Below are 24,798 nucleotides of genomic sequence, written 5' to 3'. Positions count from 1 at the left end.
TAGGATTTAAATCAATTACTTGTCAATTAAAAGTTTGTCTAGATACCAAATATCAAATATACTTCTTAAGGTTTTAATTAGCAATAACTAAGATGGAGCCTATAATTGGTCGGTAGATAGAGAGACGATTATTGTTAATAATCTCTCTGCATATAAATGTAACAATCCTCACAATATAACTTTAATTGCAATATATTATTTGGGTGTTAAATCGAATTGGGAACAGTTCCGTATCACTAACGTCTTGATAAGCTTGTGATTACAATGGTGGAAAGTGGCATCGCAATCGCAACTCGCCCAATTCTTCAGTAAAAACCGTGGTGTGAATAGTCGATGAGTTCCCCCCAACCCCCTCAAAAGCCGCAAACTTTGCTTGGTCAACTGACTCAAGCAGTGCAAACAATTCAAGCTAGGGTTGATTTTTCTAAACTAGCGCTCAAGCCGAATGCCAGAGTTCCGGAACTTTGGGTTCAAGATGCTGGTGCAGATAAAGCTGAGGTTTATCCGCTGTTAGGCGATCGCTATATGCTTGGACGTAGCTCTAAATCTAGCGATATTGTTGTCCGCAACCCGGTGGTGAGTCAAATCCACTTGTCTTTATCACGGGATTCTAGCCAGCGAAAACCAGTTTTTATTATCAAGGACGAAAATTCCACCAATGGTATTTACCGGGGCAAACGTCGGATTAACTCCTTGGAATTACGTCATGGTGATATTCTCACTTTAGGACCTGCGGAATTAGCAGCTTCAGTTAGGTTACAGTACATTGACCCACCGCCAATACATGTCAAAGCCGCTAATTGGGCTGTCTGTGGGGTAGGTGGTCTAGCAGCGTTGGCGGTTTTGGGAATTGGTGTTGAATGGCTTAAATTCAAAGTAAATCCTCTTCCTGGGGCAACAAGATCACCGATCGTAATTACTGCCCGTGATACTGTCACCCCTTTGCGAGAACCAAGAAATATCGCCCATATAGATATGAAGCGGTTGGACGATTTTGGTCCTTATCTGGCTGATGCTGTGGTCGCTTCAGAAGATAGTCGCTATTATTGGCACCCTGGTGTAGATCCATTGGGGGTGTTACGGGCAGTGTTTGTTAATACTCGTAGTGGTGATGTACAGCAGGGTGCAAGTACCGTTACCCAGCAGGTAGCCCGAAGTTTGTTCCGTGACTATGTGGGAGCGCAAGATTCTTTGGGACGCAAGTTCCGGGAGGCTGTTGTGGCGTTGAAACTAGAAACCTTTTACAGCAAAGATTATATTCTCCTAACCTATCTGAATCGAGTATTTTTAGGGGCTGACACCTACGGATTTGAAGATGCGGGTAAATTTTATTTCGACAAATCGGCGAAAGAACTAACTTTGGCAGAAGCTTCGACTTTGGTGGCGATTCTACCTGCACCTAACGGTTTTGATTTGTGTGGAGATAGTCGCAATAAACTACAAACTATCGAGTACCGTAACCGTGTTTTGCGGCGCTTATTGGAGATGGGAAAGATCGACAAACAGAAGTACGATCAAGCTAGGCGATCGCCAATCGACATTAGCCCTAAAGTTTGCGAACAACAAAGAAAAACTATCGCTCCATACTTCTATAACTATGTATTTCAAGAGTTAGAGACCATTTTGGGTGCTGATTTAGCCAGGGAAGGTAATTTTATTATTGAAACCCAACTAGATCCAACAATTCAGGCTCAAGCAGAAGCTTCACTACGTAATAGCGTTAGATCCGAGGGGGCTAACTTTAATTTTTCTCAAGGCGCGATTGTTACACTTGATTCCAGCACCGGAGGAATCCTGGCGATGGTAGGAGGAACAGACTATGCCAAAAGCCAATTCAATCGCGCCGTTCAGGCAAAACGCCAACCTGGTTCTACATTTAAGATATTTGCCTACACTGCTGCTATTGAAAAGGGAATTTCTCCCAATGATTCCTTTTCCTGCGATCCTTTGGTTTGGCAAGGCTCACGTTATAAACCCTGCCGTATTGGATCTGGAACAAGTTTGAGTTTGGCTACAGGTTTAGCACAATCAGAAAATCCCATTGCTTTGCGGATTGCCCAAAGAGTAGGGTTAGATAAAGTGGTGGAAGAAGCCCGACGCTTAGGAGTCCGCTCTCAACTTGATCCTGTACCTGGCTTGGTTTTGGGTCAAAGTGTAGTAAATGTGCTGGAAATGACTGGCTCCTTTGGTGCTATTGCTAACAATGGGATGTGGAATCGTCCTCACGCCATTAGCAGGATTTTGGACAGCAGTGATTGTCCGGATCGCAAGGACTTGAAAACTTGCCGTGTGATTTATTCCTACGATCAAGATCCAGATGCAAATAGACGTGTATTAAAAACCGATGTGGCAAATACGATGACAAGATTACTTAGGGGAGTAGTTACAAATGGTACAGGTCGTGGTGCCGCCATTGGTGAAGGTGAAGCCGGGAAAACAGGAACCACCGATAAAAACGTTGATCTGTGGTTTATTGGTTTTGTCCCCAATCGCCGCCTAGTGACGGGGATCTGGCTGGGTAATGATGATAATAAACCCACGAATGGTAGTAGCGCCCAAGCTGCACAGTTGTGGGGAAGTTATATGGGTAGAGTAGTTAAATAGGTAAAACCAGATTGTAGAGACGTAGCACTGCTACGTCTCCACAACAGTCTTATTTTCAAGGATATAGGACTTACGCACTGTACAAAAGGGCTATAGTGTGTATTAACGTGGATCCCTTGTTCGGTTCCTTTTACCAATTACCCTTTCTTGGTTTATGTCCCTTGATGGGGAATAGAAAAACAAGCTTTAAGCGCTGAAAACCATACCATTTTGATTTTTCTGTCAATGCGTAAGTCCTAGGATATTTGACGATTATCAGAATCCCATCACCTGATATCAACCCTTCACGCATACAACCTGTTTCAAAGTAGCAACAACCTTCACTAAGTCAGATTGTTGGTTCATCACTTCCTCAATTGACTTGTATGCACCCGGAATTTCATCCAAAATCCCTTCATCTTTGCGGCACTCCACACCCTCAGTTTGTTTCACCAAATCATCTAGGGTGTAAACATTTTTAGCCTTAGTTCTGGACATCAACCTTCCAGCACCATGACTACAAGAACAAAAGCTATTAGCGCAGCCTTTACCCTGAACAATGTAGGATTTTGCCCCCATTGAACCAGGTATGATGCCGTAGTCGTTTTCTTGTGCGCGAACAGCACCTTTGCGGGTTACATATACCTCTTCGCCAAAATGTACTTCCTTCTCAGCATAGTTGTGGTGACAGTTCACCTCTAATAGAGGTTTACTTTGTTTTCCACCTGCTACATGTTTTTCAACAATCCGCTTAAATCTTGCCATCATCACATCACGGTTGACTTTGGCGTAATTTTGTGACCACTGTAAATCGTGCCAATATGCTTTGAATTCATCTGTTCCGGCAATAAAGTAAGCCAAATCTGGATCAGGTAATTTGTTACCTGCCATTTTCGCCAACTCTTTGGCAGTACCGATGTGGCACTGGGCGAGTTTATTCCCAATATTCCGTGAACCAGAATGTAACATCAACCAAACTTGATTTTCACTGTCGAGACACACCTCAATGAAGTGATTACCCCCACCCAGTGAACCCATTTGTCGCATGGCTTTAACTTCCAAATCTTGCACACCTTTGTGTAAGTTGTTGAAATCTCGCCATCTTTGCCAGTTACTAACTGTCTTTTCGACATCAGGGTTTTCATTAAAGCCAGTGGGAATCGCTGCTTCAATATCTAAGCGTATTTTCTTCAGTTTACCTTCCAGTTGATCACCATTAAATGGGGTTTTAATTGCAGCCATCCCGCAACCAATATCAACACCCACAGCAGCCGGAATTACTGCCTCTTTTGTGGCGATAACTGAACCAACTAAGGCACCTTTACCCAAGTGAACATCAGGCATCAATGCCACATGTTTGAATACAAATGGTAAGGATGCGACATTTTTCGCCATCTTGGTTTCTTCACTACCCAGGGGGTGATTTGCCCAAGATAATACAGGGGATGGGCTGGAAAGTTCTAATTTTTCGTAAGCCATGATTTTAGTTTTTTCGTATTTATATTAGTTGTAGTTAGAGTGTAGTTTTAGTTTGTTATTTCATAGTTTTTGATAAGAAAATAAATTATATATGCAAAAGTAAAACCCATTTTTAATGAGCTAAATCATCTCACCGATTGATAGCAAAATACAGAATTTTACTGATATTTTTTAGTTAACAAAATGTGTATATTCAAGATGTAGTATTAATGTAATACACAATGGATATCTATGTCAACCATGACTATACCTATTTATAAATATAGGAATCCGGTTTGGTTTGTGAATCTATCTGTTGGGGTGAGGGAGTAGTGAGTAGAAACTGTACTGAGTTTTGTAAGCGCGGAGCGCAGGCTACGCCAACAATATTCAAATAGGATTCCTATAGTCTATTAATTTTAGGTTTTCCAGAAATATATAAAGTTGCGATTAAGTTGATTTTCCGCACAAAATCGCTCTCTTCACAAAAATTGCTTTCAGTTTATTTTCTCTTCAAAAATAAAATACGTAGCCGCACTGTGGCAAATAAGCAATATTAAATACCAGTATTGAATATAAATAAAAACTATTTTCGCTAAAAAATCTCTGTTTGTTGGGTTTTTGATTAATTTTTAGCAATTTTAATTGATTTAAAAAATAAAAAGAGGATTATATATGACTTTGGATAATGCTGGGAATACCTTGGGTGCTGCGAGAAAGCTGAACCTTACATCCACGACACAAACATTTACAGATTTTGTCGGTGCAAGTGATTTAAACGATATTTATAGTTTTAGCCTCAGCAGTCGTCTTAGTTTAAACCTCGCTGTTAGTGGTTTAAGCGCAAATGCAGACGTGCAGATTATTCAAGATAAAAACTTCAACGGGGTTTTTGATGTTTCCAGGGAAGTTATTACTAGTTCTTATTTAACTGGAACTTCTAATGAATCGATTAAAACAGCTTTAGATGCGGGGAATTACTTCATTCGTGTTTTTCCAGGAGCGGGAGCGAATACCAATTATAACTTGGGTGTTAGTGCGGCATCATTTAGCGATCGCGTGTTGGAATTAACCAATGCAGAGAGAGCCAAGGTTGGACTATCAGCCTTGAAGTTAAACTCACAACTTAACCAAGCAGCACAAAGTCATAGTCAAGATATGGCTTTACGTGACTACTATAGTCATACGGGGGCTAATGGATCTCGGTTTAGCGATCGCATTTCGGCTACAGGCTATAAATTCTCTGCTGCTGCTGAAAACATTGCGGCAGGATACGTAACACCTGAAGACGTTGTTCAAGGCTGGATGAATAGCTCAGGACATAAAGCTAATATCCTGAATGCCAACTACAAAGATATCGGAATTGGTCACTACTACCTTGCAAATGATAGGGGAGCAGTTAATTACAATAACTATTGGACGCAAAATTTTGGTGTTTCCTCACAACCTGTTAACACAGTACCAACTGCTTTACAATTTGGACTCGAAAAAACTGCTTACACCAATACCGAAACCCTGAAAATTAGTAATGGTTGGGTATTCGACGGTAACGGTGCAACCGATATTAATCGAGTTGATTTCAAAATCAAACGAGCAAATGGCACATTTGTAGACACAGCAGATATTTTTAGTACCACTCCTGCTACTTCTGATAACCGTTGGGGACAGTTTAATTACAGCTTGAATTTAGCAGGATTAAATTTGGCAACTGGTAATTACAGTTTGTGGGCAGTTGCTTACGATAAAGCTGGTGCGCTAAGTAATGTTTTTGAGCGTCAATTTAATCTTACCGTCCCAAATGCCGTACCAAATAACCTACTATTTGGACTTGAAAAAATTGCTTACACCAATACCGAAACCCTGAGAATTAATAATGGTTGGGTATTTGATGCTAATGGTGCAACTGATATTAATCGAGTTGATTTCAAAATTAAACGAGCAGATGGCACATTTTTAGATACGGTAGATATTTTTAGTGTCACTTCTGCCACTTGGGATAACCGTTGGGGACAATTTAATTACGGATTGAATTTAGCAGGATTAAATCTTGCATCTGGGAATCATAGTTTATGGGCTGTTGCTTATGATAAAGCTGGTGCTGTCAGTAATGTTGTTGAGCAAAAATTTAGTCTTGTTCCACCACCAACATCAACATATAATTCCACCTCTGGTTATGGTTTAATCAACGCAGCAGCAGCAGTTGCTAAAGCAATTGGTCAAAATACCTTTGCGGATGTAACTAACCTGGGTGGAAATGACTGGGGTGCAGATTTAGTCAAAGCACCAGAAGTCTGGGCAAAAGGATATACGGGTAAAGGTATTGTTGTTGCAGTTCTTGATACTGGGGTTGATTACAACCATACTGACTTAAAGGGAAATATCTGGACTAACAGTCGAGAAATTATTGGAAATGGTAAGGATGATGATGGAAACGGCTTTGTTGATGATGTATACGGTTGGAATTTCCATGATAAAAACAACAAGACTTTAGATACTCATGGTCATGGAACTCATGTTGCTGGAACTATTGCTGGGGTAAGAAATAACTTTGGTGTTACTGGTATTGCTTATGATGCCAAAATTATGTCGGTGAAAGTTCTCGGAAATGAGGGAGGTAGTAGTTTAAGTGTTGCAGGAGGAATTCGCTATGCTGTCAACAATGGAGCTAACGTCATTAATATGAGTTTGGGTAGCAATTCCCCATCAAGTGATATTTTAGCAGCATTACAATATGCGAGCAGTAAAGGTGTAATAGTTGTGATGGCAGCAGGAAATGATAGATTGACATTACCTGGTTTTCCTGCTCGTTATGCTGATAAATGGGGAATTGCAGTTGGTGCTGTCGATAGAAACAATAATATGGCTTCTTTCTCTAATCGTGCTGGTTCCAATCCACTCGCTTATGTAACTGCACCAGGAGTTAGTATCTATTCAACTATACCCGGTAATGGATATAGTTTTATGAGTGGTACTTCTATGGCTGCACCTCACGTTGCAGGGGTTGTGGCTCTGATGTTGAGCGCTAATCGCAGTTTATCAGATAGTCGAGTGCGGGAAATTGTCACGCAGTCAGCTTTTAATGGACAAAATTCTGCTTTTGTTACAAACAATGCTCTGAGTACAAGCACTGTTAACACAAAAACATCATTGGCTTATAGTATCAATCAAAACACTTTTTCTTCAACAACCCCCAAGATCGTTAATTTGAAGACCGACCTTAACGCTGTTTATTCTTTCAAGGAAGGTAATATGTTTGCAAATCCAATAAATTGGCTACAGTCTACAAGCTTTTATCAAAAAATCCAGTTAGAAAGCGCAGCAAACCCTCAAACAATATTGAATCTTGATAAAAAGCACTTGCTTCAATAACTTTGATTTTAAAGATTAATTGTTTGCGATCGCGTTTCCATACCATACAGAATAAAGTGCGATCGCCTTTATATCCGGAGTGCGATCGCATTTCCATTCTCATGCACGATCTGCTAGTGCGATCGCATTTTTATCTAGTTTTTGACAGAGTGCGATCGCTTTTCTCTGTTTGTGGATAAGTTACTATTAGTAGCCTTGATGTTGGGTTACACAAAGCCTCCACCCAACCTACATTTAGTTACTGCGATCGCGTTTCTGGTTACGTTAGGCTATAATTCAGTATTCTTCAAGGAAAGCAGATGAACTGGAAGCTTGACGAAGCCCAACAAAAACTCTCTCTTGTGATTGATGCGATCGCGTTTTTTGACTGAGTTAGTAAGACTCCGATAACTGCGATTGTATAATGGAGCCAACCAGCATGAAGGCGAATTTATGAATGCCAAACAAAAAATAATTGAAGAGATAGAAAACGTACCAGAAGAAATTATATGTGAGGTATTGGACTTTTTGCTATTTTTGAAAGCTAAAGAAGATAAAGAAGATTTAGAAGATGCCAAAGCTGCATTAAAAGAAGCACAAGAAGTTGGTACGATTTCCTTGGGTGAACTCAAAAGGGAACTAGGTTTGTGAGTTACGAAGTAGAAATTGCTCCAGCAGCAAAAAGACAGATAAAAAAATTACCTATTGATGTTCAACAGAAAGTTGTTGCCAAATTAGAAGAGCTTGCTTTTGAACCTCGTCCTGATGGTGTGAAAAAATTAGAAGGTTCAGATAATTTATACAGAGTCAGATTGGAAAAATATCGAATAATTTACGAAATACAAGATAGTTTCCTATTAGTCACAGTGGTGAAAGTAAAACATCGTCGAGATGCCTATAGATTCTGAACAACGTTTTAGTTAGCGTTACAAGTTTGACGCGATCGCTTTTCTCTGTTTGTGGATAAGTTACTATTAGTAGGCTTGATGTTGGGTTACGCACTCGCTGATACCGAACCTGCATTTAGTTACTGCGATCGCGTTTTGTATTCAGAGTGCGATACCTACGATTGTAAACTATACACTATATAATCATTTGACCTAGTTTTTTCAGTAAAATTAAAACATCATATAATTCATTTTCTCGTTTATATAAAGTTAATCTATCTGACAAACCATAAACTGGTGTATTGTCAATAATCACTAATTTTAAAAATTGAAAGTCTTCACCATTAGTGACAAACCCATAAACATTTTTTGGTGGATTTTGAATTAAATTGGGGCTGGAAAGCATATATATCAAAGCTTTAGGGATTGCTTTTTGTAGAGAAAAGTTTGTCCTTTTTGACTCAATTACCAACAGCCAAAACTGTTTATATAAAACTAATACATCAATTCTGCCTTTAATTATTTCTTTTTGAATTCCATTGTTTTCTTCATCATCTGTAATAGCAATGTCTTCACTAATTTCTATTGGTTCTTCCGTTGCAATCTGAAAGGGTGAACGATAAAATCCGGCTAAATCCAGTAATGGAGATAAAACCACTAACTTTACCGCTTCTTCTAAAAGCGGAGAATTTTCAACTAAACTAATATAGTTTGTTTTCACACGCTCTAAGTATTGCTTTTCCAAATCCGTCAGTTCTGGTAAATACTCCAAACATTCATCAAAAAAATTGTCGTCGGTAGACTTTTGTAAGCTAAATTTTTCCTTTAAATCAGCAAGAGTGACATCTTGAGGTTGAATAATTTTAGGCATAATTTTTATAGCGATCGCGTTTGTTGAGTTTGGCGGTTTATGCGAAGCTTGCGCGACGAAAGTCTTTCGCACTTCCATTACCACCCATAATAAAGCGCGATCGCTCTTGAAAATGAAGATTAAAAGGTTAAGCATTGAGCGAAGTCAAGATGCATCTTACAATCTAAAAGGTATCCTGTATCCCACAGATAACGCTCAAGCCAAATAAATAAAATAATTATGCAAACCCTGACTTCTCAAATTCATACCTCTAGTGTTTCCCCCCGTGTCGCTTCCGTTAGTCGTACTACAGGTGAAACTGATGTTCAAGTTAGCATTAATTTAGATGGCACGGGCGTTTGTCATGCAGCAACTGGAATCCCATTTTTGGATCACATGCTACATCAAATCTCCTCCCATGGACTGATTGACTTAGATGTTCGTGCCACTGGAGATTTACATATAGATGATCATCACACCAATGAAGATGTAGGTATTACCTTGGGGCAAGCATTACATCAAGCATTAGGCGATCGCAAAGGTATTGTTCGCTTCGGGAATTTTCTCGCACCTTTGGATGAAGCGCTGGTACAGGTTGCTTTAGATTTTTCTGGCAGACCCCACCTTAGCTATGGATTGCAAATTCCAACCCAACGTGTTGGTACCTATGATACGCAGTTAGTTCGAGAGTTTTTTGTGGCAATTATTAATCACAGCCAAACAACGCTGCATATTCGTCAACTCGATGGCATTAATTCTCATCATATCATCGAAGCTACATTTAAAGCCTTTGCTAGGGCGATGCGAATGGCTGTAGAAGTTGATCCCCGTCGTGCTGGTGCGATTCCCAGTTCCAAAGGGATGATTTAACATTCTGCGAGAAACCCGGTTTTATTTTTTTTAGATCATTGCGACGTAAGTAAGCAATCTCAAAATCTGCTGCCCAGGGTTGTCGCGGTGCCAGGAAAAACCGGGTTTCTCGGATTGCTAGTTTTGGGTGGGCTAACTGGGAATTTTGCGTAAAACAGGCTGAAATTCCGCTTTGTTGAGGGTTGCGAAATATAGTTCTACTTCTAGATTTGAATAGCGATCGCTTATTAAATCAAAAGCTCTGTTTAAATAATCTGTGTGTACTTCTAACTCTCTTTGTGGATCCTTGCTTAAGTTAGGATCGATCATACTTGCATAGGCACCACAGTCTTGATGATCGATCACAATTACTTTTTTAATTTGATGTAATCGATAGGATAAATCTAACTGATCCCAAAATGCTTCTGCATCAGATGGGTGGGGAAAGCCGCTTATAGCCAGGGAAGCACCTGCTAAAGCTGTCCAATCATATTCACCCCACAGATGTTTCTTTGATAAAAACAAACGTTCTGCTGTAAAAAACCTAAAATCAATACAACTAAGCACTAAAGCTTGAGGTTTAACAGTTGCTGCCTTTGCGGATGCTGCTGATTGTAAAATAGTCAGGGCGAATGCTCCAGGTAAGAAAGATTTCAGGAAATCACGACGACTAGCTGAGGAATGACAACACGGACATTGTGTGGTTTTTGATGGATTGGGAGAATTTTCCACTTTATTTACTGTTCAATTAATTGGTCAACAGTTGGTCAACGCGATCGCTATTAAGCTAAAATGAAGTATTAGATACATAATTTCACTATTTTAGCTGTCGCGTGAGGTTAAACAGTGCGCTCGCGTTCCCAACAAGTTGGTTCTCCGGAAAGTCCCGATCTTACCCAGTCGAATATTCCCCCTGTGGCTTCTAATCAGCAGCCGAAACGGGCATCAGGTGGTTTTGCTCTACTTGATAGTTTAGAGCGTCACGGCGTTGAATATATTTTTGGTTATCCTGGTGGCGCGATTTTACCTATTTACGATGATCTATATAAGGTAGAAAGCGCTGGAAGTATTATTAAACACATTCTAGTCAGACATGAGCAAGGAGCAGCACATGCTGCCGACGGTTATGCCCGTGCTACAGGTAAAGTAGGTGTGTGCTTTGGTACATCTGGACCAGGCGCAACCAATTTAGTTACAGGTATCGCCACCGCTTACATGGATTCCATCCCTATGGTGATTGTCACCGGACAGGTAGGAAGACCAGTGCTTGGTTCTGATGCTTTCCAAGAAACCGATATTTATGGGATTACGCTGCCAATAGTAAAACATTCCTACATTATCCGTGATACTGCTGATATTGCTAGGATTGTGGCAGAAGCATTTTACATTGCAAGTACTGGTAGACCAGGACCTGTACTAATTGACGTTCCCAAGGATGTCGCCTTAGAAGAGTTTGATTATATCCCTGTAGAACCGGGTACAGTAAAACTATCGGGATATCGCCCCACAGTTAAGGGAAATCCTCGTCAAATCAATGCAGCATTGCAGTTAATTAAAGAAAGTCGCCGCCCATTATTGTATGTTGGCGGTGGCGCGATCGCATCCAACGCCCATGAGGAAATTCAACAACTAGCTGAGTTGTTCAATATGCCTGTCACCACCACTTTGATGGGAATTGGTGCTTTTGATGAACATCACCCCCTATCTGTCGGCATGTTGGGAATGCATGGCACCGCCTATGCCAATTTCGCCGTTACCGATTGCGATCTCCTAATCTGCGTTGGCGCTCGCTTTGATGACCGGGTTACAGGTAAACTAGATGAATTCGCCTCCCGCGCGAAAGTCATCCATATCGATATTGATCCCGCTGAAGTTGGGAAAAATCGTGTTCCCGAAGTCCCCATCGTTGGCGATGTCAAAAAAGTTCTCAAAGACTTATTGAAGCGTTGCAAGGAAACAGGAATTAAAAGTACTGCCAAGCAAACCCAAGAGTGGCTCAACCTAATCAACCGTTGGAAAGAAGATTTCCCCCTAGTTGTTCCCCACCATGCTGACAGTATTTCTCCCCAAGAAGTCATTGTGGAAGTTGCTAATCAAGCACCCCATGCATTCTACACTACTGATGTGGGACAACATCAAATGTGGGCGGCACAATTCCTCAAAAACGGTCCCCGTCGTTGGATTTCCAGCGCTGGCTTAGGAACAATGGGCTTTGGTGTTCCCGCCGCTATGGGTGCAAAGGCTGCATTCCCAGATGAAGATGTAGTTTGTATCAGTGGTGATGCTAGTTTCCAAATGTGTTTACAAGAACTGGGGACTTTATCACAATACAACCTAGCGGTCAAGACAATAATCCTAAATAACGGCTGGCAGGGGATGGTACGGCAATGGCAACAAGCCTTTTATGGTGAAAGATATTCCAGTTCCAATATGGAAGTGGGAATGCCAGACGTAGAATTATTGTGCCAGGCTTACGGTATCAAAGGCATGATCGTTAACAAACGGGAAGACTTAGCCGCAGCAATCACCGAGATGTTAGCCCATCCAGGTCCGGTTGTGATGGATGTCCGCGTTACTAGGGATGAAAATTGTTATCCTATGGTAGCCCCAGGGAAAAGCAACGCCCAAATGATCGGTTTACCGAAACAGATGCCAAAACCTGGAGATGAGCCAATTTTCTGTAGCAACTGTGGTGCAAAAAATACGGCACTAAACAATTTTTGTCCAGAGTGCGGGACAAAACTTTAAAATCAGTGAACAGCGAACAGTTCCCAGACATCATTTAGATGATTGGTGCATAACACAGTATCGATGTTTGTAGGGTGTGTTAGGACGATAAGTCCGTAACACACCTCTAACATTAGTTAACGCTGAACAGTCATGATTTAGATGATTGGTGAATAACACAGTATCGATGTTCGTAGGGTGTGTAAAGCCCTCCGGGCATGGCTAAGTGCAAAGCACACGCTAGAGGACGATAGTCCGTAACGCACCATTGTTTATTTGTTAGTTTATTTTCTGCTATTCCTAATTAAAAGATCAATACCTCTGCCAAATTAAGAGGATTCAACGCCCGTAGAAACGTGATGAATACGCCCTAAAGAAGTAAGCTTGGCAAAAATCCGGGTTAATAAAATAGGCTCAGGGATTTCTGGAAGCATTTTTAAGATCTCATGGACATATCGAAAGCCACGATAATGAGCCTTAAGATCAATAATGCCGGAGTCAGGATTCAGGATGCGGAAATCAGCGAGAAGATGATGAGATAAATTAACCATAAAGAATGCTAGATTAGCAGCATTAGTCACCGCAGTTTGACCGATGTTCATAAAGTCTTCCAATCCCCAAAATTGCTTGGCATCACGGAAGTTAAACTCGATCTGAAAGCGTAGTCTGTAGTAGTCAATTATTTTCTCAGATGACAACTTTAGGTCACTAGAAAACAGAATTACGTGACTGCGAGCATTAGTTTTCAGATTTGTTTTCACCAAAATAACTACATTCAGTGACTGGGCAAATTCTTTGTGCAGTAAAGTAGCTTGGTAAGTATCGGTTTGGATATCCTCTTCGATACTACTTTGACGCAAATATTCATCAGAAATATTACGCCAGTCTAGTTTATCTCCGTATTTACGGCGTGAACGATGATTAGGGTCAGGATTTTGGTAAGGTATGTATAATGCTGAATCGTGGCGTAACTTGGAAATTATATGTAAGTTGACCTGTCGAGCCATCTGCAAAGCATTATTGTTTCCAAAATGACCATCTAAGACTAAGTAAGTCAGTGGAATAAAGTTAGCTACCAGCTTGACTAGCTCATTAATCATCTTCTTAATTCTGAGTAATTCAGACGTGAGAATTACTTCGGTCTTGTTTTTATTTTTACTCCCTTTTGGTCGTCCACGTCCATGTTTTTCTTTGGCTTTTATTTCTGGTCTTAACGATACGCTACTTTTTTCTATATCGCTCTTTATCACCTGTTCTACCTGAATTGGAAATGAGTGCCTTTGTTCAACACTTACTAATGATAATGTAAAGAAAGATAGCCCTGATATTGGCTTACTTACTAGGCTGGAAAAGAATCTATCCAACCCATAAGTTTTTTTCCCGGATTTACTTACTACAACTTCATCTCCTGCAAGTAAATACACCTCATTCGCACGGAACAAATGCTTGCGGAAAAATAGCCAAAACAATGTCGCCCAAGGGATTACCGTATGAAAAAATCTCAACATCGTCCGATAACTACCACCACTACCTGTCCAACGAGAAATTCCCAACATAGTGACTCGCCCGCTCATCGCTAACATTGCCAAGATTATTTGGTTCAATTGCTTCATCGTTGTAGCATTTATCTGCGGCAGGAAGCACTGTAACAATGATAAAATGTCAAACATGGGCGCACATAGTGGTTTTTGAGTTGTCGTTGTGAGAGACAATAACTCTACTACGAAACGCCCTACCTCTTCCTCTTCATCCTCTTACTTTGGCGAAGGTATTGAAAGATAAAAGATATTTGTCTGGCAAAATGATTTGTGTAGCAAATTTATAGGAAAATCTTTCAATACCAGGTAATTTTCCTTACCCTACCAATTCATGATGATTAGACCTCTGTCTCTATTACTACTTTTAGTGGGTAGCCAGTTTCTGGGCTTAAGCAAAAACGCTCTTGCTCAAACTGCCCCACCAAGTACAACACCCACACCAGTTGCACCACTAAACACACCTAAATCCATTTGTCCAGCCCAACTAGCAACTAATATCGATAGTGTTGTGAATCGCACTGTATTTAGTCGTGTTCGTTGGGGTATTTTAGTACAAAATTTAGCGTCTGGACAAACCCTATATAGTCGTGATGCTCAAAAATATTTTACACCTGCTTCTAATACCAAATTACTCACAACTGCCGCTGTACTCCAACAATTAGGAGCAAATTTCCGGTTTCGCACCTCAATTTATCAACAGGGAAATGGAGTTTTTCGAGTTGTAGGTAGGGGAGATCCCAGTATTAAAGATGCACAACTTCGGGAATTAGGAAGACAACTCAAAGCTAAGGGTATTATCAATATCAAAAAACTCATTGCTGATGACAGCTATGTTTTTGGTGATGTAGTTATACCTAGTTGGCAATGGGAAGATCTCCAATCAAATTATGGCGCACCTTTTGGTAGTTTCATCGTCAATGAGAATGTTTTTAATATTCGACTTGTACCCCAATCGGTTGGTAAACCATTACAAATTTCCTGGGTGGAACCTAACGAAGCAGGAATCTGGAAAATTCTCAACCTATCTACAACCGCAGCGAATAATCAAGCAACTGATTTGGGTGTGAGTCGTGATTTGTCGGGAAATATCCTGAAAGTTCAAGGAAAACTTGCAGCTAATGCTAATCCTTTTAGGTTAACTTTGCCTGTAGTTGATCCCAATTACTTCTTTTTACGTCGTTTGCGTACCGCTTTAGCTGCTGAAGGTGTAAGTTTGGGTACAACTGCTGTGGAAACTGGGGGAACTACACAACAGGAAGTTGCAGCAATTCAATCACCACCATTGTCACAGTTGGTGGCAGAAACTAATATTAATAGTAATAATTTGTATGCAGAATCACTGCTGAATGCATTAGCGGTGAAACAAACCAGAAAACCTCAACAAACAACTTCAGGTTTAGGTTTGGAAGTTTTGAAAACAACTTTAACTCAAATGGGAGTTAATCAAGCAGGTTATTTTATTGTTGATGGTTCTGGTTTATCTCGCAAAAATTTAATTAGTCCAGAAGCACTGGTACAGACATTACGGGGAATGGCAAAATCTCCTAATATTGGTGTATATCGAGCTTCTTTACCAATTGCCGGGAAAACTGGAACGTTAAAGTTTAGATTTCGTGGAACTACTGCTGAGGGGATTGTTTTAGCAAAAACGGGAACTGTTGGAGGTGTCGTTTCTCTTTCTGGTTATGTGAATGCAGCAAATTATGAGCAGCTTGCATTTAGCATTATTGTGAATCAAACTGAGCAACCTGCTACTGTTTTACGTCAAGCTATTGATGATATGGTAGTGATTTTAACGCAGTTGAAAAGGTGCTAAATTGTTGTAGAGACGTGATATATCACGTCTCTGTTAAAATCCTGAATTAAAAATTTTTAACGCAAAGAAACGCAGAGTATTTTTGATAGGTTTTTTATTTTTTGCGAAGTTTTTTGTTGAGTAATTTCTGTAAGTCTTGTAAGCTGTAACCGAGAATTTTTCCGGTGGTGTTGAGTTTATATCCAGCTAGGAATAATCCGACAGCAGCAATGATTGCTAATAAGTTGACGGAAGCGAAGATGTTTGCGGTGAATAAAATGATCGCAATTCCTGCGGCAATTAGTAACCATCCCCAGTTTTGATTAAAGCGACGTTGAAATAAAAATACTGCTCCTGCTATGCATAGTAGTACACCGGGAATTCTGACAAAAATTCCGATTTTGGTGTTTGCGGCAATGATAATTACTGATGCAACCATTAATGCTAAACCCACAAGTCTGTTAGTTTTGTTGACTTGATTTGTTTGGGTATATTTGGCAAGTTTTGGTTGAAAAACTGTTGCCTGCGATGCTATAGTTTTTGTTGATTCCGGGTTTTGGTGGTTTTGGAAAATAAAGCTGACTTTTTCTTCTTTACCTAGTGATATGATATCGCCTAATTTTAATGGGTAGCGTTCTCCAATTTCCAGTTTTAAATGATTTAAATATGTCCCATTTGTACTACCTGGATCGACTAAATAATAACTATCTGCTTCTATTTTAATTTGGGCATGAATCCGCGACACAATATCGCTGTGAGGTAAGTGAGTTACATCTATATTGGATGGAATTTCTTCACCTTGTTTGCCAATTTGAATTATGCCTTGATTGCCAAATAATTTGAATCTACTGCTACTTTGAATATGAAATAGCTCTAAATCTAATTCGCTGCTACTGGTCATATCTATAGTTATTTATATAAATCAACATCTGATCTTGCTTCCATTATGCGATGACGAATATCGCATAACGAAACTATAGCTATTTTATCGAGAAACTTGAAAAGTTACGCAATACTACCACGTTTACGTGCTTCTTTGTAGGAAGTTCCCACATTTCTCAACCCAGCTTTAATCATTTGCCGTTCTAAAAGTGAAAAAAATCGGGTTTTATCTCCTCCCCGTACAACAGCTTGATTATGTGCTTCCGCAATTGCCACAGGATAGCCGTATCCTTTTTGCACCTGTGCTAGGGTTAATCCCAAAGCTTCATTAAATAGCTCTGTATCTTCTACTACCCAATTTGGTATTTCTATTCTGGCAACTTCGGTACCTACATGCACATAACAGAAGTAAATTTGTTGTCCTTGATATAACTCCAGAATCCTGCTATTACTTTGCCATAGGGGTCCCCGCTGTCCGGGTTTCAGTTGGGTACTCCAAAGTGTACTATCACGCAATGGGTCAAAAACTTTACAGGGTAATTTCGCGTTTTGATCTGAGCAAAAACTCATACAATCAGGAGTTGGATGGGTACAAGCGGCAAATCGTAAAAAGTTGGTTGCTTCAACGTTACGGGAAGCACTCAAATATCCCATCAAAGGTACTTTCGCAGCTTTCATTTGTTCCCAAGCTGCCAAAATTGGGGGTAAAATTGTTTCCCTTGCTTCTAGGGGAAGTTGTTCTAAAAACCAGTAAATTAAAGAACCATCCACCATTGCTAAGGTGGGAATCCGAGGAGGGAGAGATTCGCTAAACAGGGGTAAATTTGCTGTTGATAATTCGGGATTTTTCTTGACTTTCTGATTCAGATTTTCACCCCTAGCTACTGCACAAGATAATTCTGCCAAAACCACAGCTTCGCTAGCGGTGCGACGATAACCCATCCATTCTTCGGTGCGAATTCCCCATTTGCGAGATTCATACAGGTCTTCGGCACGGTAAAATACTTCTGGCAAGCTATCAAGCAACGGTTGTTTATTCTGCCCATAGTGTAAAACCACCCTACCAATATTCAGGAGATAGCAGTAAGCAATTTCATGGTGATTGGGTGCTATCTGTGAACCATCGGTGGCAATTACAGTATGTACTTTTGGGGGAACTGGAATATCAATGCAGGTGTTGAGGGGTTCTAATGGTGTAGCATTGGCAAAGAGAATGCGATCGCGCCATTTATCCTGAGCGTTAACTAGTTCATCCTGTCGTGTAAACGCATCCCGAAGGTATTTTTCTGCCAATTCCAAACGCTTCTGACTAGCGACAGTTTCCTGTGTCAGGTGTTGACTCAATCCTTGGATTTGACGGGCAAGTTTAGTTAAGTCAAGCATAATTTTCCATCTCAACTCGAAATTCTGGGATGACTTGAGAATTTATCCTAGGTCATTTTTTCTCGGATTTATGTAAAGCCTACGGCATACATGAAACGGGTAGCATGACTGAATAGCGTCAATTTTGTCATAATTTAGGGATGGTGCGTGACGCTACAAGTATTATAACTACGTACAAAATTTATTTAAGCGTCACACACCCTACAATGGAAAATGTGTCAGTAAGTCCTAATTTTAGTCAAAACTTTTTTTGATGATAAATTAGCCTTCAGTATAGAACAAAAAGCCTTAGAAGCTATCCATAAAGTAAACTTTAAATTGTCCTGTAGCTTTGCAGTATCCGAGAAAGAATGCTATTCAACTTCTAATTCAGGTATGATGCGGTGGTGATGCAGAATGCGATCGCACTTGCGAAAAGAACCATGAATAAGTCTGTTTTTTCTAGCTTTGTTTCTGTTGGTAGGTATCCATTATAACCACGAGCTAACATCGCCCCATAAACCCGTTCGGCTCGCTCTAAACTGCGTAAATATAAGCTACCAATCATTGCCGCACTGGCATAACGTAACCATTTCGCTTTACCTGCCAGCCCACGCAATTCAGCACTACGCTGCATATTTTTAACTTCATCTACAAGTATTTCTATGTACTGCCCTGCTAACAGGAGATTTTCTTTTAATCCCCTAGGTAAAGGCAGACTTGCTAGGGCAATACTGAGGGAGTGGGGTGGCAAAGTTAATAAAAAACTATTGATTGCCAGTAAACAAGTTAGGGAACGTAGCAATAAAAAGCTAGCTCGTTCCCATCCTAAGGGTAAAGCAATAAAAGAGAGAAAAAGTAACTCTGTACCCAATAATTGAGCCAGTTGCCTCGATGGTACTCGTAAACTGAGCGCCCAAATTAATGCGATCGCGCTATAGCTACAAAGGTAGTACCAGCTATTTAGTTTCAGGAAAGCACAGCCAATGACAATTATCAGTGATAAATACAGCTTTAACGCCATTATTCCCCGTTTTCTGCCCATTCTCCCCTAGGCTTGACAATTTGCGCTAAAACGAAAGCAATACCAAAGCAAACTCCAGAACCTACTACCCCAGCAATGCTAGTACCAATTTTGCTTAAGCCGGAAATTTCATAATCAGCGAAGGGAGTTGGTGTCACCACACGGACATTTTCTGCTAATTTTTCAAAGCCTTGAGTTTGAGCTACCCAATCCAAACCATCGGGAAATGTGGAAGCAAATAGGGATAGTACCCCAGCTACTAACAGAATACTAACAACTGGTACCAAAAATCCCCGAAACTGTCGTTGTTCTCCTGGAAGTAAATCGGGTCGAGTTTTTGCTAAGTAACTTAGCACACCACCAGTAACTAAACCTTCACCGACACCAATTAAAACATGGATACTACTCATTGCTGGTAAAACAACGTTAATTGGTGCCGTGTTGGAAATAGCTAGTTCTAGAGAAGCGAAAATTGCCGCAACTACAACACTAATTCCCGCAGCAATCCCCCCAGCTAAGGGTAAACGTCCTCTAGAACCTCCAAGTAACCGCTGCAAAGTTTGAGTTAAACCCCAACCAACCCAAACCCCCACCAATCCCATGTTCAAAATATTAGCTCCCAATGCCGTAATTCCACCGTCAGCAAATAGCACTGCTTGGATAATTAAAACTGTTGATATGCATAGGGTTGCTGACCAGGGACTACCGAGAATTATCGCTGCTAATGTCCCGCCCAAGAGGTGTCCACTAGTACCACCTGTCACCGGGAAATTAATCATCTGAGCAGCGAAAATAAAAGCCGTAGTTAAGCCCAAAATCGGAGCTAGACGAATTCCATACGCCATTTTAGACTTGTTGAGGGATAATGCGATCGCACCTGCACTCAATGCACCAGTTGTCCCAGCTACCAACGGAGAAATAAAACCATCAGGAATATGCATAATTTCAATTGGAAGTAAGCTCTGATTTCTAAAGTATCAGATTTTGCCCGTTAGCAAGTTGTGTTGGGAAAATCGCACTAACTAATGTAGCGACTATCTTAGTTGTCAAGTGCGATCGCTTGAAAGCCAAAATAGTCGCTACGAAACTCAAATTACTACATACCCATAATTTCGTAACCTGCATCTACATATATAACTTGCCCGGTGATTCCACTTGATAAATCGCTACATAAAAAAGCAGCTGTGTTGCCAACTTCGGTTTGAGTTACGGTACGACGCAGAGGAGCAGTGGCTTCCACATGGTGAATCATGTCTAGAATACCACCAACAGCACTAGAAGCTAGGGTGCGAATTGGTCCAGCAGAAATGGCATTCACACGGATGTTATCAGGACCAAGTTCGGCAGCAAGGTAGCGAACACTGGCTTCTAAACCAGCTTTGGCAACACCCATGACATTATAGTTAGGAATGGCACGAACACCACCAAGATAAGTTAGGGTAATAATGCTACCACCTTCACTCATCAAAGGTTTGGCAGCACCTGCTAGTTGTGCCAAAGAATAGGTACTGATTTCTAAAGCGGTATTAAATCCAGCACGGGAGGTTTGGCTAAATCCACCTGTCAAATCATCTTTGTTAGCAAAAGCTAAACAATGGATCAAAATATCTAATTTGTCCCACTTTTGACTAATTGCCTCAAAAGTGGATGCAATTTGCTCATCGTTTTGCACATTACAGGGTAAAAATAGGCTGGGATTGAGGGGTTCCACTAGTTCGGCAACCTTTTTTTCCATTTTCCCTTTTTCATCGGGTAAATATGTAATCCCCAAATTTGCGCCAGCTTTGTGAAGTTGTTGAGCAATACCCCAAGCAATGGAGCGGTTATTAGCGATACCCGTAACTAGGGCGTTTTTTCCAGTTAGATCCAGCATATATATACTTCAGGCAATAAAGCTACAGTTAGCGCTCTGCAAACGACTTACGTCGTACAAGCTACGCATCATTAGGAGCATACTAGAATCTGAGGTGCAATTAGCCTCTCTTTTTAACAAGAGGCAGGGGGCAGGGCAGGGAGTGGGGGGAGGAAGCCCTGCCCTGGAGCGGAACATGGGTATGAAGCCCCGTCCAATCCTCCCCTCTGCTAGAAAGCTCCCCTGCCCCTTTTCCTCTTCGAGAGAATCCCCATCTGCAATTCTGAGCTTTGCTCAATACTATCCCCCTTGCTCCCAGCAAGAACTGCCCCTTTTCCTCTTTTTCAATCCGATTTTGGGTATTGGCTTAATCGTTATGACTTTTTACTGTGAAAAAATCCTACTTCTTTTTGAAGATATTCATAAGAGAAAACTACTCAGTCTGATTTGTGAACTGTCAGTATCTTGGTAACTTTTGGTTTGTGTGAAGTATTAAAAGGATATGAAGTTACAGCTAAAAGGTAAAAGCTCTGATGCTACTGTCTGGGATTTAACCATGTGCAATAAGTTATTCTACCAGGAAGATGAAAATATCAGATAATTCAAGGTTGCGGCTCTAGTCAAGACTTTCGTGAAAAATTTCCGATGTTTCGATCGAGACTTTTTACAACTTCAAGATTTGTATCACTGTTTTTGTAAACAGTTATCAAAAAAAAGTAGCTGGAAGTATGAAAAATTATGTATCATGATGTAGAAATAGCGTTATGTAGACAAGGATAATCCAGGGTTGAGTATAGGAAAGTACAAAAACGTTGACAATGTATTATTGATTTTTCAGGTGTATTCTTAGGTAATCCGTTTTAGTTTTCCGGCATTGGGTAGGGGAAGGGAGATGATCGTGACACAAGATAAAGCCCTCGCAAATGTTTTTCGCCAGATGGCAACCGGAGCGTTTCCACCTGTTGTGGAAAGCTTTGAACGCAATAAGACCATCTTTTTTCCTGGCGATCCTGCCGAGCGAGTTTATTTTCTCCTCAAAGGCGCTGTAAAGCTGTCTAGGGTATATGAAGCTGGGGAAGAAATCACAGTGGCATTGCTACGGGAAAATAGTGTTTTTGGAGTTCTGTCCCTGCTAACGGGAAATAAATCCGACAGGTTCTACCACGCGGTGGCATTTACCTCTGTGGAATTGCTTTCTGCACCAATTGAGCAGGTAGAACAAGCACTGAAGGAAAATCCAGAGTTGTCGATGTTGATGCTGCGGGGTCTTTCCTCGCGGATCCTTCAAACAGAGATGATGATTGAAACCCTCGCGCATCGTGATATGGGTTCCCGGTTGGTAAGCTTTTTGTTAATTTTGTGTCGTGATTTTGGTGTTCCTTGTGCTGATGGCATTACAGTTGATTTGAAGTTATCTCATCAAGCGATCGCTGAAGCCATCGGATCCACTCGCGTCACTGTCACCAGATTACTGGGAGATTTGCGAGAGAAAAAGATGATTTCAATCCACAAGAAGAAAATTACCGTTCACAAACCCGTAACTTTGAGCCGCCAGTTTACCTAACTTCAAGGATGTGGGAGATAAAAGACATGGGAGTAAAATCTCAAATCTAACTTTCTTAGCTGTTGTTAAGGACTTCCATTTAAAAAATACCCAAAAATTTCTTCTGTGCATCTTGCCCGCAAATTATCAAGGACGGGCAGGATGCTCATCTCACAAAATTGGGTAATTTATTTATTGGTGATCCCTTTAGATGTTGAATTTCTCCCTATTCCGCTAGTAGTTTCAGCAAGTCAGAGATGGTTCCTCGTCGTTGCGTTTCGCAGGATGTGTCTCTGACGGCTGCTAGCGTAACCTTGGAAAAAAATATATGTTATGTGGGATAAATTGGAAAAGGTTGTCCCATATGCCAATGTTTGGAGGCAAATCTGGGAAATTGAGTAAATTGTGGCATGATGAATTAGATGATGCAAAGAGAAAGGAACGCACCAACGTGGAGTTCCACAAAGTGAATAAGATTAAAGATGATGGGTTTATCGGAGAATTTCTAAATCTCCCGCACAAAATATCTGAGAGTAGTAGGCTGTATCTGGAAGGATTTCATCGGTAAGCGCACATGACCGGGTATATCCTAATTGCAGCAGTCTTAATTTTAGGAGGCGTAATTGCCACCGTAGGCGATCGCATTGGAACACGAGTGGGCAAAAAACGGCTCTCTCTGTTTAACATGCGTCCCAAAAAAACCGCAGTCTTAGTCACTATTTTGACAGGGCTGGGTATTTCCGCATCAACTTTAGGGATTTTATTCCTGGCTGATAAAGGCTTACGGGACGGTATACTACGACTAGATGATATTCAGAGAGAACTACGACGTAAACGCAGGGAATTAGCTCGTCAAAGCCAAGATTTGGAAGCTACCCGCAACGAAAAAAAACAAGTACAAGAACAACGAGACGAAGCTAGAAGCGAGAAGCTGCAAGCACAGGGAGAACTACAAAAGATTGATAAATCTTTACAAATTGTCAATACTAAGCAAAAAGAGACCCAAGCACAACTCAAGCGAACTTTAGATCAAGAAGCCAAAACCAAGAACCAACTTCAAACAACCCAACGGCAATTGGGTAATGTGGGAGTTCAATATCAGCAGGCAATTAGTCGTCTGCAAAGCGTCAACAACGAACGGAAAGAACTACAAATAGAAATCGCTCAACAAAAGGCAGAAAGCCAGCGATTGTATGAAGCAGCTAAAAAATCTATAGATGAAGCCAAAAAAGCAATTCAAAAACGCGATCAGGAAATTGCCAAAAGTCAAAGCGTCATTGAATCACGCGATCGCCAAATCACCCAACTTGACCAAACGATTCAAAAGCGCAATGTCGAAATTGCCTCTCGTGAACAGATTCTAGCCAAACGTGAGTCTCGCTTGAAGGAACTAGAAGCACAGCAGGATTATCTGGAACAGGAGGTAGCACGTCTGGATCAATACTACCAATCATTCCGCGACCTTCGCCTAGGTAAATTAGCTCTTTTACGTAGTCAAGTTCTAGCATCTGCTGTTATTAGTGTTACTAAAGCAGATGCTGCTAAAGAAGGAATAATTAGGCTTTTAGAGGAAGCAAACAGAAATGCAGTCAGTGTATTAACTGAACCAGGAAGTAATAATGAGAACGTTCAATTATTCCAGGTGACTCAAAAACAAATTCAGGATTTGAGCAAGCAAATCAACGATGGCAGAGAATACGTAGTTCGAGTATTTAGTGCTGGAAACTATGTGCGGGGGGAAAAACGCATCGAATTTTTTACAGATGTGGCTTTAAATCAAATTGTATTCGTACAAAATGAAGTTTTGGCAACAACTACCGCTGACCCCAAGAAGATGACATCCTATGAATTACGTCAAAGATTGGATTTATTAATTTCGGCTTCCCAATTTCGCGCCCGCAATTCAGGTATTTTAAACGATATCCAAGTTGAAAGTACATTTTTACGTTTTATTACTCAACTGCGACAATACGATCAAGCAGTGGAAATCAAAGCTATTGCTGCTGAAGATACCTATACAGCAGGACCATTAAAAGTAAAATTGGTAGGTGTTCAAAATGGGCAAATTATTTTTAGTACTTAAAGTTAATTTCCAATTTT

The 24,798-nt window shown here is 40.7% G+C and carries 20 protein-coding genes and 1 pseudogene; 12 read left to right on the top strand and 9 right to left on the bottom strand.

Annotated features, from left to right (window positions below):
- Positions 1 to 333: 333 nt before the first annotated feature.
- Positions 334 to 2,604 carry a transglycosylase domain-containing protein gene (locus CAL6303_RS16005; RefSeq protein WP_015198856.1) on the top strand — a complete coding sequence of 757 codons (2,271 nt, stop codon included), beginning with the start codon at positions 334 to 336 and terminating at the stop codon, positions 2,602 to 2,604.
- A 276-nt stretch (positions 2,605 to 2,880) separates the two neighbouring features.
- On the opposite strand, the gene CAL6303_RS16000 is transcribed toward CAL6303_RS16005, so the two are convergent.
- A complete protein-coding gene (locus CAL6303_RS16000; protein WP_015198855.1) occupies positions 2,881 to 4,062 on the bottom strand; it encodes an RtcB family protein in 1,182 nt (393 codons plus the stop codon).
- 654 nt (positions 4,063 to 4,716) lie between these two features.
- Between CAL6303_RS16000 and CAL6303_RS30805 the strand changes: the two are divergent.
- The 5 genes and pseudogenes from CAL6303_RS30805 to CAL6303_RS15985 form a co-directional block, all read left to right on the top strand.
- Positions 4,717 to 5,460 (top strand): annotated as a pseudogene (locus tag CAL6303_RS30805) (CAP domain-containing protein); the annotation flags it as partial.
- A gap of 606 nt (positions 5,461 to 6,066) precedes the next feature.
- Entirely contained in the window at positions 6,067 to 7,410 is a 1,344-nt protein-coding gene (locus tag CAL6303_RS30800; protein ID WP_203225979.1) for a S8 family peptidase, read from the top strand.
- Positions 7,411 to 7,412: 2 nt separating this feature from the next.
- Entirely contained in the window at positions 7,413 to 7,589 is a 177-nt protein-coding gene (locus CAL6303_RS30395; protein WP_158333161.1) for a hypothetical protein, read from the top strand.
- Between the two features lie 253 nt (positions 7,590 to 7,842).
- Complete coding sequence (locus CAL6303_RS15990; protein ID WP_015198852.1) at positions 7,843 to 8,040, top strand: DUF2281 domain-containing protein; 198 nt, start codon at positions 7,843 to 7,845, stop codon at positions 8,038 to 8,040.
- Complete coding sequence (locus tag CAL6303_RS15985) at positions 8,037 to 8,297, top strand: type II toxin-antitoxin system RelE family toxin (RefSeq protein ID WP_015198851.1); 261 nt, start codon at positions 8,037 to 8,039, stop codon at positions 8,295 to 8,297. The genes CAL6303_RS15990 and CAL6303_RS15985 overlap by 4 nt, the downstream gene beginning before the upstream one ends.
- A gap of 175 nt (positions 8,298 to 8,472) precedes the next feature.
- Here the strand turns inward: CAL6303_RS15985 and CAL6303_RS15980 are convergent, their stop codons facing one another.
- Positions 8,473 to 9,282, bottom strand: a complete 810-nt coding sequence (locus CAL6303_RS15980; protein ID WP_015198850.1) for a hypothetical protein — start codon at positions 9,280 to 9,282, stop codon at positions 8,473 to 8,475.
- A gap of 84 nt (positions 9,283 to 9,366) precedes the next feature.
- Between CAL6303_RS15980 and hisB the strand changes: the two genes are divergently transcribed.
- Positions 9,367 to 9,996 (top strand): imidazoleglycerol-phosphate dehydratase HisB, encoded by a 630-nt coding sequence (hisB, locus tag CAL6303_RS15975; RefSeq protein ID WP_015198849.1) that lies wholly within the window; start codon positions 9,367 to 9,369, stop codon positions 9,994 to 9,996.
- A 132-nt stretch (positions 9,997 to 10,128) separates the two neighbouring features.
- Here the strand turns inward: hisB and CAL6303_RS15970 are convergent, their stop codons facing one another.
- Complete coding sequence (locus CAL6303_RS15970) at positions 10,129 to 10,707, bottom strand: carbonic anhydrase (protein ID WP_015198848.1); 579 nt, start codon at positions 10,705 to 10,707, stop codon at positions 10,129 to 10,131.
- Positions 10,708 to 10,881: 174 nt separating this feature from the next.
- Here CAL6303_RS15970 and ilvB point away from each other — a divergent pair, with 174 nt between their 5' ends.
- Positions 10,882 to 12,723, top strand: coding sequence for a biosynthetic-type acetolactate synthase large subunit (gene ilvB, locus CAL6303_RS15965; RefSeq protein WP_238993831.1), 1,842 nt, complete (start codon positions 10,882 to 10,884; stop codon positions 12,721 to 12,723).
- A 308-nt stretch (positions 12,724 to 13,031) separates the two neighbouring features.
- On the opposite strand, the gene CAL6303_RS15960 is transcribed toward ilvB, so the two are convergent.
- Positions 13,032 to 14,372 carry an IS4 family transposase gene (locus tag CAL6303_RS15960; protein ID WP_015198846.1) on the bottom strand — a complete coding sequence of 447 codons (1,341 nt, stop codon included), beginning with the start codon at positions 14,370 to 14,372 and terminating at the stop codon, positions 13,032 to 13,034.
- A gap of 202 nt (positions 14,373 to 14,574) precedes the next feature.
- On the opposite strand from CAL6303_RS15960, the gene dacB reads away from it, so the two are divergent.
- A complete protein-coding gene (gene dacB / locus CAL6303_RS15955) occupies positions 14,575 to 16,056 on the top strand; it encodes a D-alanyl-D-alanine carboxypeptidase/D-alanyl-D-alanine-endopeptidase (RefSeq protein ID WP_041740668.1) in 1,482 nt (493 codons plus the stop codon).
- Positions 16,057 to 16,150: 94 nt separating this feature from the next.
- Here the strand turns inward: dacB and CAL6303_RS15950 are convergent, their stop codons facing one another.
- The 5 genes from CAL6303_RS15950 to fabI form a co-directional block, all read right to left on the bottom strand.
- Complete coding sequence (locus tag CAL6303_RS15950) at positions 16,151 to 16,936, bottom strand: FHA domain-containing protein (protein WP_015198844.1); 786 nt, start codon at positions 16,934 to 16,936, stop codon at positions 16,151 to 16,153.
- A gap of 104 nt (positions 16,937 to 17,040) precedes the next feature.
- Positions 17,041 to 18,300 carry a DNA double-strand break repair nuclease NurA gene (locus CAL6303_RS15945; RefSeq protein WP_015198843.1) on the bottom strand — a complete coding sequence of 420 codons (1,260 nt, stop codon included), beginning with the start codon at positions 18,298 to 18,300 and terminating at the stop codon, positions 17,041 to 17,043.
- A gap of 364 nt (positions 18,301 to 18,664) precedes the next feature.
- Positions 18,665 to 19,303 carry an energy-coupling factor transporter transmembrane component T family protein gene (locus CAL6303_RS15940; protein ID WP_015198842.1) on the bottom strand — a complete coding sequence of 213 codons (639 nt, stop codon included), beginning with the start codon at positions 19,301 to 19,303 and terminating at the stop codon, positions 18,665 to 18,667.
- The gene (locus tag CAL6303_RS15935) at positions 19,303 to 20,244 is read right to left on the bottom strand and encodes an energy-coupling factor ABC transporter permease (RefSeq protein WP_015198841.1); all 942 of its coding nucleotides are present in this window, start codon (positions 20,242 to 20,244) and stop codon (positions 19,303 to 19,305) included. The genes CAL6303_RS15940 and CAL6303_RS15935 overlap by 1 nt, the downstream gene beginning before the upstream one ends.
- A gap of 155 nt (positions 20,245 to 20,399) precedes the next feature.
- The gene (fabI, locus tag CAL6303_RS15930; RefSeq protein WP_015198840.1) at positions 20,400 to 21,176 is read right to left on the bottom strand and encodes an enoyl-ACP reductase FabI; all 777 of its coding nucleotides are present in this window, start codon (positions 21,174 to 21,176) and stop codon (positions 20,400 to 20,402) included.
- 871 nt (positions 21,177 to 22,047) lie between these two features.
- On the opposite strand from fabI, the gene ntcA reads away from it, so the two are divergent.
- The 3 genes from ntcA (at position 22,048) to CAL6303_RS15910 (ending at position 24,781) form a co-directional block, all read left to right on the top strand.
- Positions 22,048 to 22,719 (top strand): global nitrogen regulator NtcA, encoded by a 672-nt coding sequence (gene ntcA / locus CAL6303_RS15920; protein WP_015198839.1) that lies wholly within the window; start codon positions 22,048 to 22,050, stop codon positions 22,717 to 22,719.
- 343 nt (positions 22,720 to 23,062) lie between these two features.
- Positions 23,063 to 23,266 carry a hypothetical protein gene (locus tag CAL6303_RS30390; RefSeq protein WP_015198838.1) on the top strand — a complete coding sequence of 68 codons (204 nt, stop codon included), beginning with the start codon at positions 23,063 to 23,065 and terminating at the stop codon, positions 23,264 to 23,266.
- Positions 23,267 to 23,272: 6 nt separating this feature from the next.
- Complete coding sequence (locus CAL6303_RS15910) at positions 23,273 to 24,781, top strand: DUF3084 domain-containing protein (RefSeq protein ID WP_015198837.1); 1,509 nt, start codon at positions 23,273 to 23,275, stop codon at positions 24,779 to 24,781.
- The last annotated feature ends 17 nt before the right edge of the window (positions 24,782 to 24,798 follow it).

This window comes from Calothrix sp. PCC 6303, from assembly GCF_000317435.1.
Classification (GTDB): domain Bacteria; phylum Cyanobacteriota; class Cyanobacteriia; order Cyanobacteriales; family Nostocaceae; genus PCC-6303.
The sequence above is the reverse complement of the archived record's forward strand: the minus strand, read 5'-3'. Positions and strand labels throughout refer to the sequence as shown.

Coding starts and splice junctions, on each gene's coding strand:
- CAL6303_RS15910 (WP_015198837.1), top strand. CDS start 23,273: ATGACCGGGTATATCCTAATTGCAGCAGTCTTAATTTTAGGAGGCGTA.
- CAL6303_RS30390 (WP_015198838.1), top strand. CDS start 23,063: ATGCCAATGTTTGGAGGCAAATCTGGGAAATTGAGTAAATTGTGGCAT.
- fabI (WP_015198840.1), bottom strand. CDS start 21,176: ATGCTGGATCTAACTGGAAAAAACGCCCTAGTTACGGGTATCGCTAAT.
- hisB (WP_015198849.1), top strand. CDS start 9,367: ATGCAAACCCTGACTTCTCAAATTCATACCTCTAGTGTTTCCCCCCGT.
- CAL6303_RS16000 (WP_015198855.1), bottom strand. CDS start 4,062: ATGGCTTACGAAAAATTAGAACTTTCCAGCCCATCCCCTGTATTATCT.
- dacB (WP_041740668.1), top strand. CDS start 14,575: ATGATTAGACCTCTGTCTCTATTACTACTTTTAGTGGGTAGCCAGTTT.
- CAL6303_RS15960 (WP_015198846.1), bottom strand. CDS start 14,372: ATGTTTGACATTTTATCATTGTTACAGTGCTTCCTGCCGCAGATAAAT.
- CAL6303_RS15980 (WP_015198850.1), bottom strand. CDS start 9,282: ATGCTTAACCTTTTAATCTTCATTTTCAAGAGCGATCGCGCTTTATTA.
- CAL6303_RS15950 (WP_015198844.1), bottom strand. CDS start 16,936: ATGACCAGTAGCAGCGAATTAGATTTAGAGCTATTTCATATTCAAAGT.
- CAL6303_RS15935 (WP_015198841.1), bottom strand. CDS start 20,244: ATGCATATTCCTGATGGTTTTATTTCTCCGTTGGTAGCTGGGACAACT.
- CAL6303_RS16005 (WP_015198856.1), top strand. CDS start 334: ATGAGTTCCCCCCAACCCCCTCAAAAGCCGCAAACTTTGCTTGGTCAA.
- CAL6303_RS15940 (WP_015198842.1), bottom strand. CDS start 19,303: ATGGCGTTAAAGCTGTATTTATCACTGATAATTGTCATTGGCTGTGCT.
- CAL6303_RS15990 (WP_015198852.1), top strand. CDS start 7,843: ATGAATGCCAAACAAAAAATAATTGAAGAGATAGAAAACGTACCAGAA.
- ntcA (WP_015198839.1), top strand. CDS start 22,048: ATGATCGTGACACAAGATAAAGCCCTCGCAAATGTTTTTCGCCAGATG.
- CAL6303_RS15945 (WP_015198843.1), bottom strand. CDS start 18,300: ATGCTTGACTTAACTAAACTTGCCCGTCAAATCCAAGGATTGAGTCAA.